This window comes from Klebsiella sp. 10 (assembly GCF_018223925.1).
Taxonomy (GTDB): domain Bacteria; phylum Pseudomonadota; class Gammaproteobacteria; order Enterobacterales; family Enterobacteriaceae; genus Klebsiella; species Klebsiella pneumoniae.
The window spans coordinates 39,628-55,323 of sequence record NZ_JAGRRB010000018.1 but is presented as its reverse complement, the minus strand read 5'-3'; the positions used below and the strand labels follow the sequence as shown (position 1 = coordinate 55,323).

Below are 15,696 nucleotides of genomic sequence, written 5' to 3'. Positions count from 1 at the left end.
CCTCACCCTCAAAGGGTGAGGGGCAGCTTATCCCACTGAACCATCAAGGAGTTGCTATGCCTGTCGCTCGTCATCTGCTTGTCGCTTCACTGTCCCTGTTTGCCGCCGCCGCGGGCGCCGCGCAAACCCACTATGCCTGGGTAGGCACCTATAACCCCAATGGCGAAGGTCTGTATCGCTTTACCGTCGATGCCAAAACCGGCGCCCTGCGCGATAAGACGCTGGTGAGCTCGTTGCCGAACGTCGCGCAGTTAACCGTGTCGCGCGATGGCAAAACGCTGTATGCCGCCAGTGAAGTCGAAAAAGGCGTGGTGCAGGCGTGGCGCATTGAAAAGAACGGCGAGCTGACCGCGCTCAACCAGGTCGCCTCCGGCGGCGCCGGGCCGGTGTATCTCTCCCTGACGCCGGACGGTAAGCATCTGCTGGTGGCTAACTATGTCAGCGGCAGTATCGCCGTGCTACCGGTGCAAGAAGATGGTAGCCTGGCTGAGGCGGTGGACAGGCATCAGGATGAAGGCCCGGCAGGCGCCGAACGCCCGGCGGCGGCCGTCGAGGGCAGCTTCGCCATCAGCGATCACAACGGCCCGCATGCCCATATGATCGCCGCCGATCCCAGCGGGAAATACGTTTACTCTACCGATCTGGGGCTGGATCGGATCTATCAGTATCGGCTGGATAGCGCCAGCGGCAAGCTAACGCCGAACGATCCGCCGTTTATCGCCGCCTCGTCGCCGGGAGCCGGCCCGCGCCACTTCGTCTTTACGCCACAGGGCGACGGCCTGTGGCTGATTAATGAGGAAGCGTCGACGCTGACCTTCTATCATCTGGATAAGCAAAGCGGCCTGCTGCGTGAAGGCAAAACTGTCTCCGCGCTGCCGGAAGGGTATAAAGGCACCAGCTTTGCCGCCGGACTTGTGTTGAGCAACGATGGCAAACAGCTATATGTCGCCAACCGCCTGCATAACAGCATTGCCCACTTCACGGTGCTGGCCGACGGCAGCCTGAGTCACCAGGAAGATATCTGGACGCGTGGCGATTATCCCCGCACCCTGACGCTGGATAATCAGGGGCAGTGGCTGTACGTCATGAACCAGCGTAGCGATAATATTACCCGCTTCAGCGTGGCGCCGAAGGATGGCAAATTAACCTTTGCCTCCGACTATACGCCGGTCGGTAGCCCATCGCAGATGGTGATATCCGCCCAACCCTGAGCCGTAATTACAAGGAACTGACATGCGATTTCCCAACCAACGCTTAGCGCAACTCTTCACCCTGCTGCGAAATGAAACGCTGCCGCAGGATGAGCTGGCGCAACGCCTGTCGGTTTCCACCCGTACCGTGCGCGCCGATATTACCGCCCTGAATACGCTGCTGGCGCAGTATGGCGCGCAGTTTATCCTTAACCGCGGCAGCGGTTATCAGCTGAAGATAGATAATCCGACGAGTTTCCAGGCGCTGGAGGAGACCGCGCCGAAGGCGCAGCACGTGCCGCGTACCGCCCAGGATCGCATCACGTTTCTGCTGGTGCGTTTCCTGACCTCGGCGTTCTCTATCAAGCTGGAAGATCTGGCGGATGAGTGGTTCGTCAGCCGCGCCACGTTGCAAAATGACATGGTTGAGGTGCGCGAGCGCTTCCAGCGCTATCAGCTGACTCTTGAAACCCGCCCGCGCCACGGCATGAAGCTGTTCGGCAGCGAGGTGTCAATTCGCGCCTGCCTGACCGACCTGCTGTGGGAGCTGACCCAGCAAGGCGATATCGCGCCGCCGATCGGCGCCGAGGCCTTTGCGGCGGAGGTGCCAGCGCTGCTGGAGCCGGTGCTGCAGGAGACGCTCACGCGGCATCATATTCGCCTCACCGACGCCGGCGAGCGCTTTGTCTGCCTGTATGGCGCGGTGGTGGTGCGCCGCGTCAGCGAAGGCTACCCGCTGGCCGATTTCAGCGCTGAAGATGTGGCGCAGAACGTCCGCGACGCCGCGCGCGAGCTGACGGGCGAGCTGCAGCGGCTGGCCGGGAAACCTTTATCGCCCGCCGAAGAAGAGTGGCTATGCGTGCATATCGCGGCCCGTCAGGTGCAGGATGTCGATCCGGAAACTATCAGCGCCGACGATGATGAAGCGCTGGTCAATTACATCCTGCGCTACATTAACAGCCAGTATAATTACAACCTGCTGGACGACGCCCAGCTGCATGCCGATCTGCTGACCCACATTAAAACCATGATCACCCGGGTGCGCTACCAGATCATGATCCCCAATCCGCTGCTGGATAACATCAAACAGCACTACCCGATGGCCTGGGATATGACCCTGGCCGCGGTCTCCAGCTGGGGGAAATATACTCCGTACACCATCAGCGAAAACGAAATCGGCTTTCTGGTGCTGCATATCGGCGTCGGGCTGGAGCGTCACTACAACATCGGCTACCAGCGTCAGCCGCAGGTGCTGCTGGTGTGCGATACCAGCAATGCGATGGTACGGATGATCGAGGCGATCCTGCAGCGTAAATATCCGCAGCTGGAGATCGCCGCTACCATCTCCCAGCGCGAGTACGAACAGCGGGACGCGATCGAGGCGGATTTCGTTATCTCAACGGTGCGGATCGGCGAAAAAGACAAGCCGGTAGTGACCATCGCGCCGTTCCCCACCGACTATCAGCTGGATCAAATCGGCAAGCTGGTGCTGGTGGACCGTACCCGTCCGTGGATGCTGAATAAATACTTCGATGCCGCCCACTTCCGGGTGGTGGATAAGCCGATGGATCAGCAAACGCTGTTCGCCGAGCTGTGCCAGCAGCTGCTGGAGGAAGGCTTTGTCGATGCGGAGTTTCATGCTTCGGTAGTGGAACGTGAAGCGATCGTCAGCACCATGTTGGGGGATGGCATTGCGCTGCCGCACTCCCTGGGGCTGCTGGCGAAAAAGACGGTGGTTTATACCGTTATCGCCCCGCAGGGCATCGCCTGGGGCGACGAAACCGCCCATCTCATCTTCCTGCTCGCTATCAGCAAGCGCGAGTATGAAGAGGCGATGGCGATCTACGATATTTTCGTGACTTTCCTGCGCGAGCGCGCCATGAGTCGCCTCGCCGCGACCCGCAGCTTTGATGAGTTTAAAACGGTGGCGATGGAGTGCGTCAGCCGGTTTTGAGAGGCGTTTTCCAGATTCGAGTGTAATTCAAATGTAATGCTATACTGCATTACAAAATTCCCCTTTCCGGAGGCATAATGGCCACGCTCAATGTTCGACTGGACGATAAACTCAAAAAAGAGGCTTATGCCGTGCTGGAGAAACTCGATATGACACCAACGGAGGCGGTACGCCTGCTGTTTCAATACATTGCGGAAAATGGCCGCATGCCGGTGAAAAGTATGACCATCAGTGATGGCGAAGCGGCGTTATTACGCACCGTTCGCGAACGGCTGGAAAACCCACGGCCAGGGGTTAAGGTGAGTCTGGATGACCTATGAACTGGAGTTTGATCCACGAGCCAGGCGCGAATGGCAGAAGCCTGGCGAGACGGTCAAAAAACAGTTCAAAAATAAGCTCCAGCAGATTGTGCAGAATCCGCGAATTGAGTCGACCAGGCTGAGCGATTTACCGGATTGCTACAAAATCAAGCTTAAGGCGTCAGGTTATCGGTTGGTGTATCAAGTACGAGATAGTGTGGTGGTGGTTTACGTTATTGCCATTGGCAAAAGAGAGAAAGCGGCCGTTTATCATCAGGCGAATAAACGGCTCTAAACGCTATCGCAAATGATGTACGACCTGGTTGCTGCTGCCGCGCCAGATAAGCGCCGGATCTTTCAAATCCTGCACAAACTTACCGTCAACCAGCACGTTAATCAGGTTCACGACTTCCATCTGCTCGGCGTTCAGTTCGTCAATCTTATAGCCCGTCCAGACCCAGATATCTTTGCCGGGGCATTCGGCGCGTACGCGCTGAACCAGCTTTAAAATATCCGCGACGTTCTGCGGATGCAGCGGATCGCCGCCGGAGAGCGAAAGCCCCTGGCGTTTGATGCGGGTGTCGTTGAGGTCGGCGATGATACGGTCGGCCATCTCAGCGGTAAACGGCATACCGGAGTTCACCCGCCAGGTGCTTTTGTTGTAGCAGCCGGGGCACTCGTGGACGCAGCCGGAGACAAACAGGGTGCAGCGGGTGCCGGGGCCGTTGACGATGTCGACGGGGTAGTACTGGTGATAATTCATTTTCGCTTCTCAATTAACGCCATAGCCGCGTTGGCTGCGCTCGCTCACCCCAGTCACGTACTGAATGTACGCTCCCGGGGATTCCCTCGTTTGCCGCCTTGCTCTGACGCTAATTGCTTTGCGAAAACGGAGGTGCTGTGCATTTGTAAAGGGAACGGCTCCCGGCGTCGCTGCGCTCGCCCGGGCTACGAAAAGCCGCATACGCGGTTGTAGCCCGGATAAGGCGCTTTGCGCCGCGATCCGGGAACGGCTCCTTAGTGGCCAAACGGCTACGGGGCCGGTCCCTTCTCCCCGTTGGGGAGAGGGTGAGGGGCTAAACCAGCTGGAATTAACCAATCTGCCCATTGCCCAGGTGCTTCACGCGGCGCTTCACTTCTTCCTGCTTGCCGGCGTTGAACGGCCGCGCGTCCGGGCTGCCGAGATAACCGCACACCCGGCGGGTAACGGAAACGCGGGCGGCGTCGTGGTTACCGCATTTCGGGCAGGTAAAGCCCTTGCTGGTGCACTCGAACTCGCCGGTAAAACCGCACTCGTAGCACTCATCGATCGGCGTATTGGTCCCGTAGTACGGCACGTGCTGATAGCTGTAATCCCACACGTCTTCCAGCGCCTTGAGGTTATGCTGGATATTCGGGTACTCGCCGTAGCAAATGAACCCCCCATTGGCCAGCGGCGGGTACGGCGCTTCGAAATCGATCTTATCGTACGGGTTGACCTTCTTCTCCACGTCGAGGTGGAAGCTGTTGGTGTAGTAACCTTTGTCGGTTACCCCTTCCACCACGCCAAACTCGGCGGTGTCGAGACGGCAGAAGCGATCGCACAGGTTTTCGCTCGGCGTGCTGTACAGGCTAAAGCCGTAGCCGGTTTCTTCCTTCCACAAATCGACGGCGTCGCGCAGGCGCTGGACGATGGCCACGCCTTTCTCACGCAGCGCCTCGCTGTCGTACATATGCTGGTTGCCGTACAGCGCATTGATGGTTTCATGGATACCGATATAGCCCAGAGAAATGGACGCTCGGCCGTTTTTGAAGATCTCGGAGACGTCGTCGTCGGCTTTCAGCCGCACGCCGCAGGCGCCTTCCATATACAGGATCGGCGCCACGCGAGCCTTCACTCCTTCCAGGCGGGCGATACGGGTCATCAGCGCTTTACGCGCCAGCTGCAGGCGCTCGTCCAGCAGCGCCCAGAAGGCGGCTTCATCGCCTTTCGCTTCCAGGGCGATGCGCGGCAGGTTGAGACTGATCACGCCGAGGTTATTGCGTCCATCATGCACCTGCTCGCCGTTCTCGTTTTCCCATACCCCGAGGAAGCTGCGGCAGCCCATCGGCGTTTTAAACGACCCGGTGACTTTCACCACCTGATCGTAGTTGAGGATATCCGGGTACATGCGCTTGCTGGCGCACTCCAGCGCCAGCTGTTTGATGTCGTAGTTCGGGTCGCCGAACTTATGGTTCAGGCCGTCGCGGATCGCGAACACCAGTTTCGGGAACACCGCGGTTTTGCGATTTTTACCGAGGCCGGCAATGCGGTTGCGCAGAATCGACTGCTGGATCAGCCGCGATTCCCAGCTGGTGCCAAGGCCGAACCCGAAGGTGACGAACGGCGTCTGGCCGTTGGCGGTATGCAGTGTGTTAACCTCATACTCCAGCGACTGGAAGGCGTCGTAGCACTCTTTTTCGGTACGGGCGCGGGCATAGCCTTCGGCATCCGGGATCTGCCACTCTTCGGCGATTTTGCGATGCTTTTTGAAGCTTTCGCTGACGAACGGCGCCAGCACTTCATCGATGCGGTTGATGGTGGTGCCGCCGTAAATATGGCTGGCGACCTGGGCGATGATCTGCGCTGTCACCGCGGTGGCGGTAGAGATAGACTTCGGCGGCTCGATCTCCGCGTTGCCCATCTTAAAGCCCTGGGTCAGCATGCCTTTCAGGTCGATCAGCATGCAGTTGAACATCGGGAAGAAGGGCGAGTAATCGAGGTCATGATAGTGGATCATGCCGCGCTCGTGGGCCATCACCACATCGTGGGGCAGCAGGTGCTGCCGGGCGTAGTGCTTGGCGACGATCCCGGCCAGCAGGTCGCGCTGGGTCGGGATGACTTTACTGTCCTTGTTGGCGTTTTCGTTGAGCAGCGCGGAGTTGGTCTGCTCGACGAGGCCGCGGATCTCCTGATTGAGGCGGCCGCGCTTCTCACGCTGGCTATCGCGGTCATGGCGATACTCAATGTAGGCGCGCGCCAGCTGCTTATAGGGGCCGGACATCAGCTGGTTTTCCACCGCGGTCTGGATCTCGTTGATGTCGACCTGGGCGCGGCCCTGCATTTGTTGGCTAACGACTTCTGCGACGGTGGCGCAATAGTCTGCGTCATCGACTCCCGCTGCTTTAGCTGCACGCAGAATTGCTTCCTGAATGCGCTCTGAGTTGAACGGCACTTTACAGCCATCACGTTTCATCACATGCGGTGTCATGATCACTCCATATATAGAACAGGTTATCCACAGAGGCGGAGGTTATCCCGAAGGCGCTGCACGCTACGGCTCGTGCTGTTTACCTTCGGATCCGGCCCGTTTTATCCACATCTCATCACCGCCAGACATCGACAAGATATGGTGACATAATAGACGATTAATACAACATGTTGGGCCGAGGCGCATTTTAAGTTCTATATGTAGTGATTTGCATCAAAGATGTTTGCGATTTTATTGACCCAGAACAAGGTAAAAAGGTGAGAGTACGGATGATGGGCGCTGGCGATAAATGTAAATTTAGGCGCTTAAAATATAAGCAAAAATCGAGCCCATTCAGGCATGAAACGGGCAAATATTCAGGCAATCAACGTATCGTTAAGCAGATCGACCAGCAGTAGCAGGGCATAGCGAGCCTGCTGCGGGTCAGCGGGCAGCGGCAGGATGGCGCTGGCCATATCGCCAAGGGCGTGCTGTTCCGGCGTCAGAGCAATAATGGTCACTCCCTGCGTACGCGCCTGCAAGGTGGCGCTTTGCAACACAGGGTTGGCCTCGGCAGTGGCCAGCACCAGCAGCAGATGATCGTCATTGAGGGTGCTGGCGGTCAGCCGCATCAGCGCTGCATCCTGACAGAGATTAATCGCGATGCCGGAGGGCAGTAGCTGATGCTGGAGCAGCGCGGCCAGCGTCACGTCCTGGGCGCCAAGGGCGAAGCAGTGTACCGCACGGGCGCTCAGCAGGCGCGATTTACACTTTTCCACCGCCGCTTCCGCGGTATGGCCGAGCTGACGAGTTAGGGTAACGCCAAGGCTGCTAAGTTTGTCGCGCCAGGCGACGGGCAGGGCGGCGCTGTCCGGCGTAAGCCAGCTGGCGCGCCGTTCGCTGGCCTGCGCCAGCTGTTTACGCAGATCACGAATATCATCGCAGCCCACCGAGCGGGCGAAGCGGGTAATGGTGGCAGGGCTGACCCCCGCGCTGGCTGCCAGCTCGTCAATAGAGGCGCTGGCGGTAAAGCTTAGATTTTGTAGAATAAAGGTGGCGACGCGCGACTCCTGGGCACTAAAGCGGCGCATTCCTTCCTGCAGCTGACCTACGATATCCATCCTCATGTTCCCTTTGGCAAAACCCGCATTTGAAAATATTTTTCAATTATCGACTGTCTCTCTTTATAGCACTCACGCCGCATATTTCCTATGGTCAGAGCAGTAAAGGGTGACGCCCTGGCGATAAAAATGCGCAAAAATTGAGCCTCGATCACATCGGTGAAAATTATTTTCATATAGCCTTCACTATCACACAATATTAACAATATAGTCGTCCAGGCCCTGAGGGCTGAAGCGATAACACGTAAAGGGGAAGCGCAATGCCACGAATCGTACTCTGTTGTGCCGCAGGCATGTCGACCAGCATGCTGGTGAACAAAATGAAAGCAGAAGCCCAGCAGCGTGCGCTGGCGCTGGAAATCTATGCGGTGGCGGTGGCGGAATTTGAACGCGAATTGCCACACGCCGACGTCATTCTGCTCGGGCCGCAGGTTAAATATGAAGCCGGACGGCTAACCGCGCTGGCCGCGCCGCAGGGCAAGGCGGTGGCGGTGATCGATATGGCTGACTACGGCATGATGCGCGGCGCCGCGGTGTTGGATAAAGCGCTAGCCCTGCTCGAACACTAATTTTCTCATCCCGTTTTTCATCATCATCACGTGCGGTCCTGGCGATCGCGCGCGGCGCTCTGTATGCCGAAAATCCGAAAAGAGGACACTATGCAAGCACTGAAAATTGCCGTTATCGGCGGCGGCAGCAGCTACACGCCGGAGCTTATTGAAGGGATTATCGTTCGTTACGAGCAGCTTCCGGTCACAGAGCTGGCGCTGGTAGATGTCGAATCCGGCCGGGAAAAGGTGGAGATCATCGCCGCGCTGACCCGGCGGATGCTGAAACATAAAGGGCTGGAGCAGGTGGCGGTCAGCGTCCACTTTACGCTCGATGAGGCCATCCGCGGCGCCAGCTTTGTGCTGACCCAGCTGCGGGTCGGACAGCTGGCGGCGCGCGCCGCCGATGAGCGGCTGGGTCTCAAGTACCACCTGCTGGGCCAGGAGACCACCGGCGTCGGCGGTTTTGCCAAGGCGCTGCGGACGATCCCGGTGATCCTTGAGGTGGCGCGCAAAGTGGAACAGCTGGCGCCGGAAGCGTTCATTCTCAACTTTACTAATCCGGCGGGGATCGTCACCGAGGCGGTCAGCCGCTACAGCACGGCGAAGATCATCGGCCTGTGCAACGTGCCGATCAACATGCAGCACATGATCGTCGGGATGCTGGGCTCCCAGGAGTCCGAAGTAAAACTGCGCTTTGCCGGGCTCAACCATATGGTTTGGGTGCATAAGGTGCTACAGGGGCGCGAGGATGTCACCGGCAAGGTGATCGACATGCTGTGCGACGGTAAGGCGCTGTCGATGAACAACATTAAAGAGCTGCCGTGGCCGGCGGAATTCCTGCGCGCGCTGAAGGCGATTCCGTGCCCCTATCATCGCTATTTTTGGCTGACGCCGGCGATGCTGGCGGAAGAGATCGCCGCGGCGAAAACCAAGGGCACCCGCGCCGAACAGGTGATGAAAGTCGAGCAGGAGCTGTTTGCGCTGTACGCCGACCCGCAGCTGGAAGAAAAACCGGAGCAACTGAGCTTTCGCGGCGGCGCCTACTACTCGGAGGTGGCCGTCGAGCTTATCAACGCGATCTACAACAACCTGGGCGCGGAGATGGTGGTGAATACCCGCAACAACGGCGCGATTCATGGCCTGGATGATGATGCGGTGGTGGAAACCAACAGCATTATTGATGCGCAAGGGGCGCGGCCGCTGGCGTTCGGCCCGCTGCCGCCGGCGATGAACGGCCTGACCCAGCAGGTGAAAGCCTTCGAGCGGTTGACGATTGAAGCCGCGGTACACGGCTGTCGCGAAAGCGCACTGCTGGCGCTGGTGACCAACCCGCTGGTCGGTAACGTCACCGATGCCCAGGCGCTGCTGGATGAAGTATTAACCATCAACCGTCAATGGCTGACGCAATTTAACTGACCGCTATTTCCCCTCGGGAGCACACCATGTCGAATACAAGCTGGATTGAACGTTACGTCATGCCGGCGGCGCTGAGAATCGCCGGGCAAAAGCACGTCCTGTCGGTGCGCGACGGCATCATTCTCAATATGCCGTTTATGTTGATTGGCTCATTCTTCCTGATTTTCGCCTACCTGCCGATCCCCGGCTATGCCGACATGATGAGCGGCCTGTTTGGCGAGGTCTGGCGCGATAAAATGTTGTACCCGGTGAAAGCGACCTACGACATCATGGCGCTGATTTCCAGCTTCGGCATCGCCTACCGGCTGGCGGAGAAGTATCGCACTCTCGATCCGCTGAGCGCTGGAGCGATGTCGCTGGTGGCCTTCATGATGACGATCCCGCAGAACACGCTGTTTACGCCGGTACACGGCGCGGCGGAGGTGATTAAAGGGGTGATCCCGGTGAGCATGGTCGGCAGCCAGGGGCTGTTTGTCGCCATTGTCATTTCGCTGCTGTCGACGGAGATTTATCGTTTGGTCGCCAGCCGCAATCTCGTTATCCGCATGCCGGACGGCGTGCCGCCGGCAGTGGCGAAATCATTCCTCGCCCTGATCCCCGGCTTCTGCGTGCTGGCGGTGGTGCTGGCGCTGCGCCTGGCGGTCGAGGCCTCGCCGTTCGGCGACATCAACAGCATGATCGCCACTTTGATCGGTATTCCGATGCACCACGTCGGCGGTACGCTGCCGGGCATGATTATTTCAGTCATTTTGATTGGTATTTTGTGGACCCTGGGCCTGCACGGCGACGCGATCGTACTGGTGTTTATCCAGCCGGTATGGCTGTCGAATATGTCAGAGAACCTGACGGCCTTCCAGAACGGTCAGCCGATCCCGCATATCATTACTCAGCAGTTTTACGATCTGTGGATTGCCCCCGGAGGTACCGGCGCGCTGCTGGGGCTGGTGATTTTTATGTTGCTGCGTAGCCGTAGCCAGCAGATGAAGCAGCTGGGGAAAATTGCCGCGCCCGGGGCATTGTTTAACATCAGCGAGCCGATGGTGTTTGGCATCCCGCTGGTGATGAACCCGTACTTTTTCCTGCCGTTTATTTTAACGCCGGTGCTGCTGGTGATCGTGTCCTATACCGCGATGGCGACCGGGCTGGTGGCGCCGCCCGCCGGAATCGCGCTGCCGTTCACCACGCCGATCTTCATCAGCGGCTATCTGGCGACCGGAGGGCATATCTCCGGCACGGTGCTGCAGGTGGTGAATTTAGCGATTTCGCTGGTGGTCTACTATCCGTTCTTCCGCGCCTGGGATCGGCTAAAGGCAAAAGAAGAGCACGCCTCGGCGCAACCACAAGCGAGCGCTGCGATTGCTGATGCCGACCGCGCATAACTTCCAGCCTGACGAATCGTAGCCCCGGTGAGCGTTGCGCCACCGGGGAAAAGCGTTATCCCTGCAGCCACCATATCGCTTCGAACGGCCGCAGCGTCAGCCCGGTCGGGCGCGGGGTGGTCTCGGCATAGTTGCTGATGATCATCTTCCACTCGCCCGGGGCCTCAGCGGGCTGCCAGGCCTGCAGCTCGCGGCTCAGGTTAGCGGCGACTACCAGCGTTTGCCCCTGCCACTGACGACGATAGCACCACAGCGACGGATGCTCCGGCAGCAGATCCTCGTAATCGCCCCAGGTCAGTAGCGGCAGGGTTTTACGCAGCGTAATCAGCTGCTGATAGGCATAAAACACCGAATCGGGGTCCGCCAGCGCCGCCTCGACGTTGATCTCCTGGTAATTATCGCCAAGGCCGATCCACGGCTCACCGTCGCTGAAGCCACCGTTCTCGCCGGCGTGCCACGGCATCGGCGTGCGGCTGTTGTCGCGCGACTTGCTGGCGAGGATCGCCAGCAGTTCGTCCGGGCTTTGCCCCTGCGCCGCACGTTCGATAAACATATTGTGGCTTTCGACGTCACGGTAATCGCTGATGCTGCTGAAGTGCGGATTGGTCATGCCGATCTCTTCGCCCTGGTAGATATAGGGCGTGCCCTGCATGCCGTGCAGCACCATCGCCAGCATCTTCGCCGCCGTCACCCGGTACTCGCCTTCGTCGCCAAAGCGCGACACGATGCGCGGCTGATCGTGGTTACACCAGAACAGCGCGTTCCACGCCCGATTGTGCATTCCCTGCTGCCAGTGGCGGAACAGCGCCTTCAGCGCCACATAGTCCGGGCGGGCGAGGGTCCATTTCTCTCCGCCGGGATAATCGACTTTTAAATGGTGGAAGTTAAAGGTCATCGACAGCTCGCGGCCGTCCAGCGCGGCGTACTGCTGGCAGTGCTCCAGCGAGGTGGAGGACATCTCGCCGACGGTCATCAGGTTACGCGGGGTGAAGACATCGCGGCTCATCTCCTGCAGGAACTCATGCACCCGCGGGCCGTCGGTATAGAAGCGGCGGCCATCCCCGTCCAGATCGCAGGGAAAGGTCTGGTCTTTTGAGATCAGGTTGACCACGTCGAGGCGCAGACCGTCGACGCCGCGGTCAGCCCAGAATTCGCAGACCTTTTTCAGCTCGGCGCGCACCGCCGGATTCTCCCAGTTGAGATCCGCCTGCTCAATGGCGAACAGGTGCAGATAATACTGCCCGCTGTCGGCGTGCCACTGCCAGGCGTTACCGCCAAATTTAGAGCGCCAGTTGTTCGGCAGGGCGTCCGGTTCGCCATCGCGCCAGATATAGAACTGGCGGTAGGGACTCTCCTTATTCAGCGACTGACGGAACCATTCATGTTCGGTCGACGTGTGGTTCTGCACCATATCCAGCACGATACGGATGCCGCGGGCCTTCGCCTCCGCCACCAGGGCGTCAAAGTCGGCCATCGTGCCGTAGGAGGGATCGATGGCGGTGTAGTTCGCCACGTCGTAGCCGTTATCTACCTGCGGTGAGACGTAGAACGGCGTCAGCCAGATGGCGTCGACCCCAAGCTTTTGCAGATAGTCGAGGCGGGAGGTGACGCCGCGCAGGTCGCCGGTACCGCTGCCGGTGGTATCCTGAAAACTCTTCGGATAGATTTGATAAATAACGCCGTTTTGCCACCAGTGGGGGAGATGATTCATAGTACTTTCCTGCTGCAACGAGGGGCGCCAAAGGCGCCCCGAAAGAAGAAGTTAGACAATCTGCAAGGTGCCCTGACGGTACTTGCGCTGATACACCACGCTGGTGAGGATAATCGGCACCACCACCGCGATAGCCATCGCCATGGCGTACACCTGCCAGTAGGTAGGCTGGATGGAGAGGATCCCCGGCAGGCCGCCGACGCCGATGCCGTTCGCCAGCACGCCGTTCAGGCCGCACAGCAGGCCGGCGAGGCCAGAGCCAATCATTGCGCACAGCATCGGGAAGCGGTATTTCAGGTTGATACCGTACATCGCTGGCTCGGTGACCCCGAGATAGGCGGAGATCGCCGCCGGTACCGAGATTTCACGTTCATTCTGCTTGCGGCTGGCGATGATGATGCCGACCACCGCCGACGCCTGGGCAATATTCGACAGCGCAATCAGCGGCCACACCGGGGTACCGCCCATGCTCTGGATCATCTGCATATCGATAGCGAGGGTGGTCTGGTGGACACCGGTAATCACCAGCGGCGCGTAGAGGAAGCCGAACAGCGCGGCGCCGATCGGCGCGAAGCTGCCGGTTAACAGATGGCGTACCGCGAAGGCCACGCCGTCGCCGATCAGGCGGCCGAACGGACCGATAATGGCGTGCGCGAGGAACACCGCGAGGATCAGCGAGCAGACCGGGACAATCACCAGGTAGAGGTAGTCAGGCACGATGCGCTTGAGGCGCGTCTCGATAAAGCCTAAGGCCAGGCCAGCCAGCAGGGCCGGGATCACCTGCGCCTGGTAGCCGACTTTGGCAATGGTAAACAGGCCGAAGTTCCACACCTCCGGCACCTGCTGGCCGAGGAGATAGGCGTTCATCAGCTGCGGGGAGACGAGGGTGACGCCAAGGACGATCCCGAGGATCGGCGTGCCGCCCATCTTCTTCACCGCTGACCAGCAGATCCCCACCGGCAGATAGAAGAAGATCGCCTCGCCAATCAGCCACAGGAAGTCATAGATGGTTTTCAGCGACGGGTGCATCTGGGCCAGCGTCTGGCCATTGCTCATGGGCAGGTCGCCGATAACGTTGCGGAAACCGAGGATCAGACCGCCGCTGATCAGGGCCGGCAGCAGGGGAAAGAAGATCTCGGCGAAGTGCGAGATTAACTGTTCATGCCACTTCATATTTTGCCGCGCGGCCTGCTTGACCTGCTCTTTGTCGGCGGAGGTCTGGCCGGTGGTCGCCAGCAGGGCCTTGTAGTAATCGCCCACCTCGGTGCCGATGACCACCTGGAACTGGCCGGCGTTAGTGAAGCATCCCTTCACCATGCGCAGCTGCTCAATCTCTTTTGGTCTGGCGATGGCCGGGTCGTTCAGCACAAAGCGCAAACGGGTAATACAGTGGCTGACGGTGGCGATGTTACCGCGCCCGCCCACCAGTTCGATCAGTTTATCGATGTCCTGCTGGTTTACTTTGCTCATGATGAAGCCTCAAAAACAGAGGGGGAGAGATGCCGTTTTTACCTTGAGGGCATCCTAACCGTTCCGCTTAATTTGCAAAATGGGAACGTTCCCGAAACCCGGCGACGATCACATAAATCGCCCGAGCGAGATTAATTGAGGGCGGCGGGAATCACGATCTGGCGGGGATCGACGCTGCCGGCGATCTGCTCGATCAACTGCCGGGCGGCCCGGCGTCCGGACTCGGCATAGCCCGGATCGACGGTCAAGATTTCCGGGTGGAGAAACTTCATCAGCGGCGTGCTGCCGACGCTGGCGAGCTGCAGCGCATCGCGACCCTGCTGCTGGAGGTACTTGCTGGCGCCGAGAGCGAGGGTATCCGTCGCGCAGACCAGGGCGCTGGTTTCAGCCGTCAGCACGCTGGCGACGGTGTCATATCCCTGCTTCATGCCCAGCCCCGGCAGGGCGGCGGTGGGCGTCAGACGATGCTTTTCACAGAAGGCGAGGTAGGCCAGATGGCGGCGTTCGCCGGTGGTGACGTCGCTGTGCGGTACGCCAAGAAAACTGATGTGGCGGTGTCCGCGATCGTAGAGCCGCTGCATCAGCAGCGTGATGGCTCCCTCGTCGTCATAGCACACCGAGGCGAAGCCGGGAGCGTCGCGGGCCATCAGCACCAGGGTGTCGCGCCAGGGGGCGAGCATCGCTTCGTCGATGCCGGTAAAACCGAACAGCACCACGCCGTCAATATTGCGCCGGGCGAGCATGCCGAGATGCTCCTCCACCAACGCCGGGGAGAACTGGCTCTCCATCATAATCGGATCGTAACCCTGCTCATAAAAGGCGGGCAGCATGGTCTGCACGGCAAGGTTTTCCGACAGCGAATCGAGACGGGTGACGATAATCGCCACCACTTTATCGCTCTGGCCGCGCATGGCGCGGGCGGAACGGGAGGGCGAGAAACCGTGCTGCTGCATCACCGCTTCGACGCGCTCGCGGGTCCGTTCGCTGACCCCGCTCTCGTTGTTAAGGACGCGGGATACCGTCGATTTCCCTACGCCGCTTAAGCGCGCGATATCTTTGATGGTCAGCCGGTTCTGCATGCGGAATTCTCGTCAGGGATGGTAGAAGTGAGCCTAATGCTACTCAACCAAACCGCAATGAGCAAAGTCTGGTTTACGTTCGGTTTAGTTGCGCGGGTTTATCATCGCCATTATTGCCACACAATCCTCAGCGAGGGCGCTATAATTCGCGCCGTTTATATTCACTTACCGGAGATAGTTATGGACCCCGATCCCACTCCTCATCCTCGATGGAGCAACCTTTCTTTCCGGTAAGCCTGTTTAACACTGCTTTACCGGAAAGCGTAAAGCAGTGACGTCCTTGATGTCCCTGCCATAAAAATAACATGCCTGACAGG

The 15,696-nt window shown here is 59.1% G+C and carries 15 protein-coding genes; 8 read left to right on the top strand and 7 right to left on the bottom strand.

What is annotated here, in order from left to right:
- Positions 1–56: 56 nt before the first annotated feature.
- The 4 genes from KHQ26_RS20245 to KHQ26_RS20230 all read left to right on the top strand — a co-directional run bounded on the left by KHQ26_RS20245 (position 57) and on the right by KHQ26_RS20230 (position 3,738).
- The gene (locus KHQ26_RS20245; RefSeq protein WP_004178372.1) at positions 57–1,211 is read left to right on the top strand and encodes a lactonase family protein; all 1,155 of its coding nucleotides are present in this window, start codon (positions 57–59) and stop codon (positions 1,209–1,211) included.
- A 22-nt stretch (positions 1,212–1,233) separates the two neighbouring features.
- Positions 1,234–3,144 (top strand): BglG family transcription antiterminator, encoded by a 1,911-nt coding sequence (locus KHQ26_RS20240; RefSeq protein WP_004152270.1) that lies wholly within the window; start codon positions 1,234–1,236, stop codon positions 3,142–3,144.
- 77 nt (positions 3,145–3,221) lie between these two features.
- Complete coding sequence (locus KHQ26_RS20235) at positions 3,222–3,464, top strand: type II toxin-antitoxin system RelB/DinJ family antitoxin (protein ID WP_002886901.1); 243 nt, start codon at positions 3,222–3,224, stop codon at positions 3,462–3,464.
- The gene (locus KHQ26_RS20230; protein WP_009486548.1) at positions 3,454–3,738 is read left to right on the top strand and encodes a type II toxin-antitoxin system RelE family toxin; all 285 of its coding nucleotides are present in this window, start codon (positions 3,454–3,456) and stop codon (positions 3,736–3,738) included. The genes KHQ26_RS20235 and KHQ26_RS20230 overlap by 11 nt, the downstream gene beginning before the upstream one ends.
- A 3-nt stretch (positions 3,739–3,741) precedes the next feature.
- On the opposite strand, the gene nrdG is transcribed toward KHQ26_RS20230, so the two are convergent.
- The 4 genes from nrdG to KHQ26_RS20210 form a co-directional block, all read right to left on the bottom strand.
- Positions 3,742–4,206, bottom strand: a complete 465-nt coding sequence (gene nrdG / locus KHQ26_RS20225; RefSeq protein WP_002886903.1) for an anaerobic ribonucleoside-triphosphate reductase-activating protein — start codon at positions 4,204–4,206, stop codon at positions 3,742–3,744.
- 328 nt (positions 4,207–4,534) lie between these two features.
- Positions 4,535–6,673 carry an anaerobic ribonucleoside-triphosphate reductase gene (gene nrdD, locus KHQ26_RS20220; protein WP_004186701.1) on the bottom strand — a complete coding sequence of 713 codons (2,139 nt, stop codon included), beginning with the start codon at positions 6,671–6,673 and terminating at the stop codon, positions 4,535–4,537.
- A 356-nt stretch (positions 6,674–7,029) separates the two neighbouring features.
- A complete protein-coding gene (locus KHQ26_RS20215) occupies positions 7,030–7,773 on the bottom strand; it encodes a MurR/RpiR family transcriptional regulator (RefSeq protein WP_002886905.1) in 744 nt (247 codons plus the stop codon).
- A gap of 2 nt (positions 7,774–7,775) precedes the next feature.
- Positions 7,776–7,949, bottom strand: a complete 174-nt coding sequence (locus tag KHQ26_RS20210; RefSeq protein ID WP_004222159.1) for a hypothetical protein — start codon at positions 7,947–7,949, stop codon at positions 7,776–7,778.
- A gap of 84 nt (positions 7,950–8,033) precedes the next feature.
- Between KHQ26_RS20210 and KHQ26_RS20205 the strand changes: the two genes are divergently transcribed.
- The 3 genes from KHQ26_RS20205 to celB all read left to right on the top strand — a co-directional run bounded on the left by KHQ26_RS20205 (position 8,034) and on the right by celB (position 11,119).
- Positions 8,034–8,342, top strand: coding sequence for a PTS sugar transporter subunit IIB (locus tag KHQ26_RS20205; protein ID WP_002886907.1), 309 nt, complete (start codon positions 8,034–8,036; stop codon positions 8,340–8,342).
- 90 nt (positions 8,343–8,432) lie between these two features.
- On the top strand, positions 8,433–9,740 hold the full coding sequence (locus tag KHQ26_RS20200) for a 6-phospho-beta-glucosidase (RefSeq protein WP_020803911.1): 1,308 nt from the start codon (positions 8,433–8,435) through the stop codon (positions 9,738–9,740).
- Positions 9,741–9,766: 26 nt separating this feature from the next.
- Positions 9,767–11,119: a PTS cellobiose transporter subunit IIC gene (celB, locus tag KHQ26_RS20195; protein WP_004177661.1), complete on the top strand. Its 1,353-nt coding sequence runs from the start codon at positions 9,767–9,769 to the stop codon at positions 11,117–11,119.
- A 55-nt stretch (positions 11,120–11,174) separates the two neighbouring features.
- Here celB and treC read toward each other — a convergent pair whose 3' ends face one another.
- The 3 genes from treC to treR all read right to left on the bottom strand — a co-directional run bounded on the left by treC (position 11,175) and on the right by treR (position 15,379).
- A complete protein-coding gene (gene treC / locus KHQ26_RS20190) occupies positions 11,175–12,830 on the bottom strand; it encodes an alpha,alpha-phosphotrehalase (RefSeq protein ID WP_211777937.1) in 1,656 nt (551 codons plus the stop codon).
- Between the two features lie 51 nt (positions 12,831–12,881).
- Complete coding sequence (gene treB, locus KHQ26_RS20185) at positions 12,882–14,300, bottom strand: PTS trehalose transporter subunit IIBC (RefSeq protein WP_004186710.1); 1,419 nt, start codon at positions 14,298–14,300, stop codon at positions 12,882–12,884.
- 131 nt (positions 14,301–14,431) lie between these two features.
- A complete protein-coding gene (gene treR, locus KHQ26_RS20180; protein WP_004177658.1) occupies positions 14,432–15,379 on the bottom strand; it encodes a trehalose operon repressor TreR in 948 nt (315 codons plus the stop codon).
- A gap of 18 nt (positions 15,380–15,397) precedes the next feature.
- On the opposite strand from treR, the gene mgtL reads away from it, so the two are divergent.
- The gene (gene mgtL / locus KHQ26_RS26325; protein ID WP_219620685.1) at positions 15,398–15,613 is read left to right on the top strand and encodes a mgtA regulatory leader peptide MgtL; all 216 of its coding nucleotides are present in this window, start codon (positions 15,398–15,400) and stop codon (positions 15,611–15,613) included.
- The last annotated feature ends 83 nt before the right edge of the window (positions 15,614–15,696 follow it).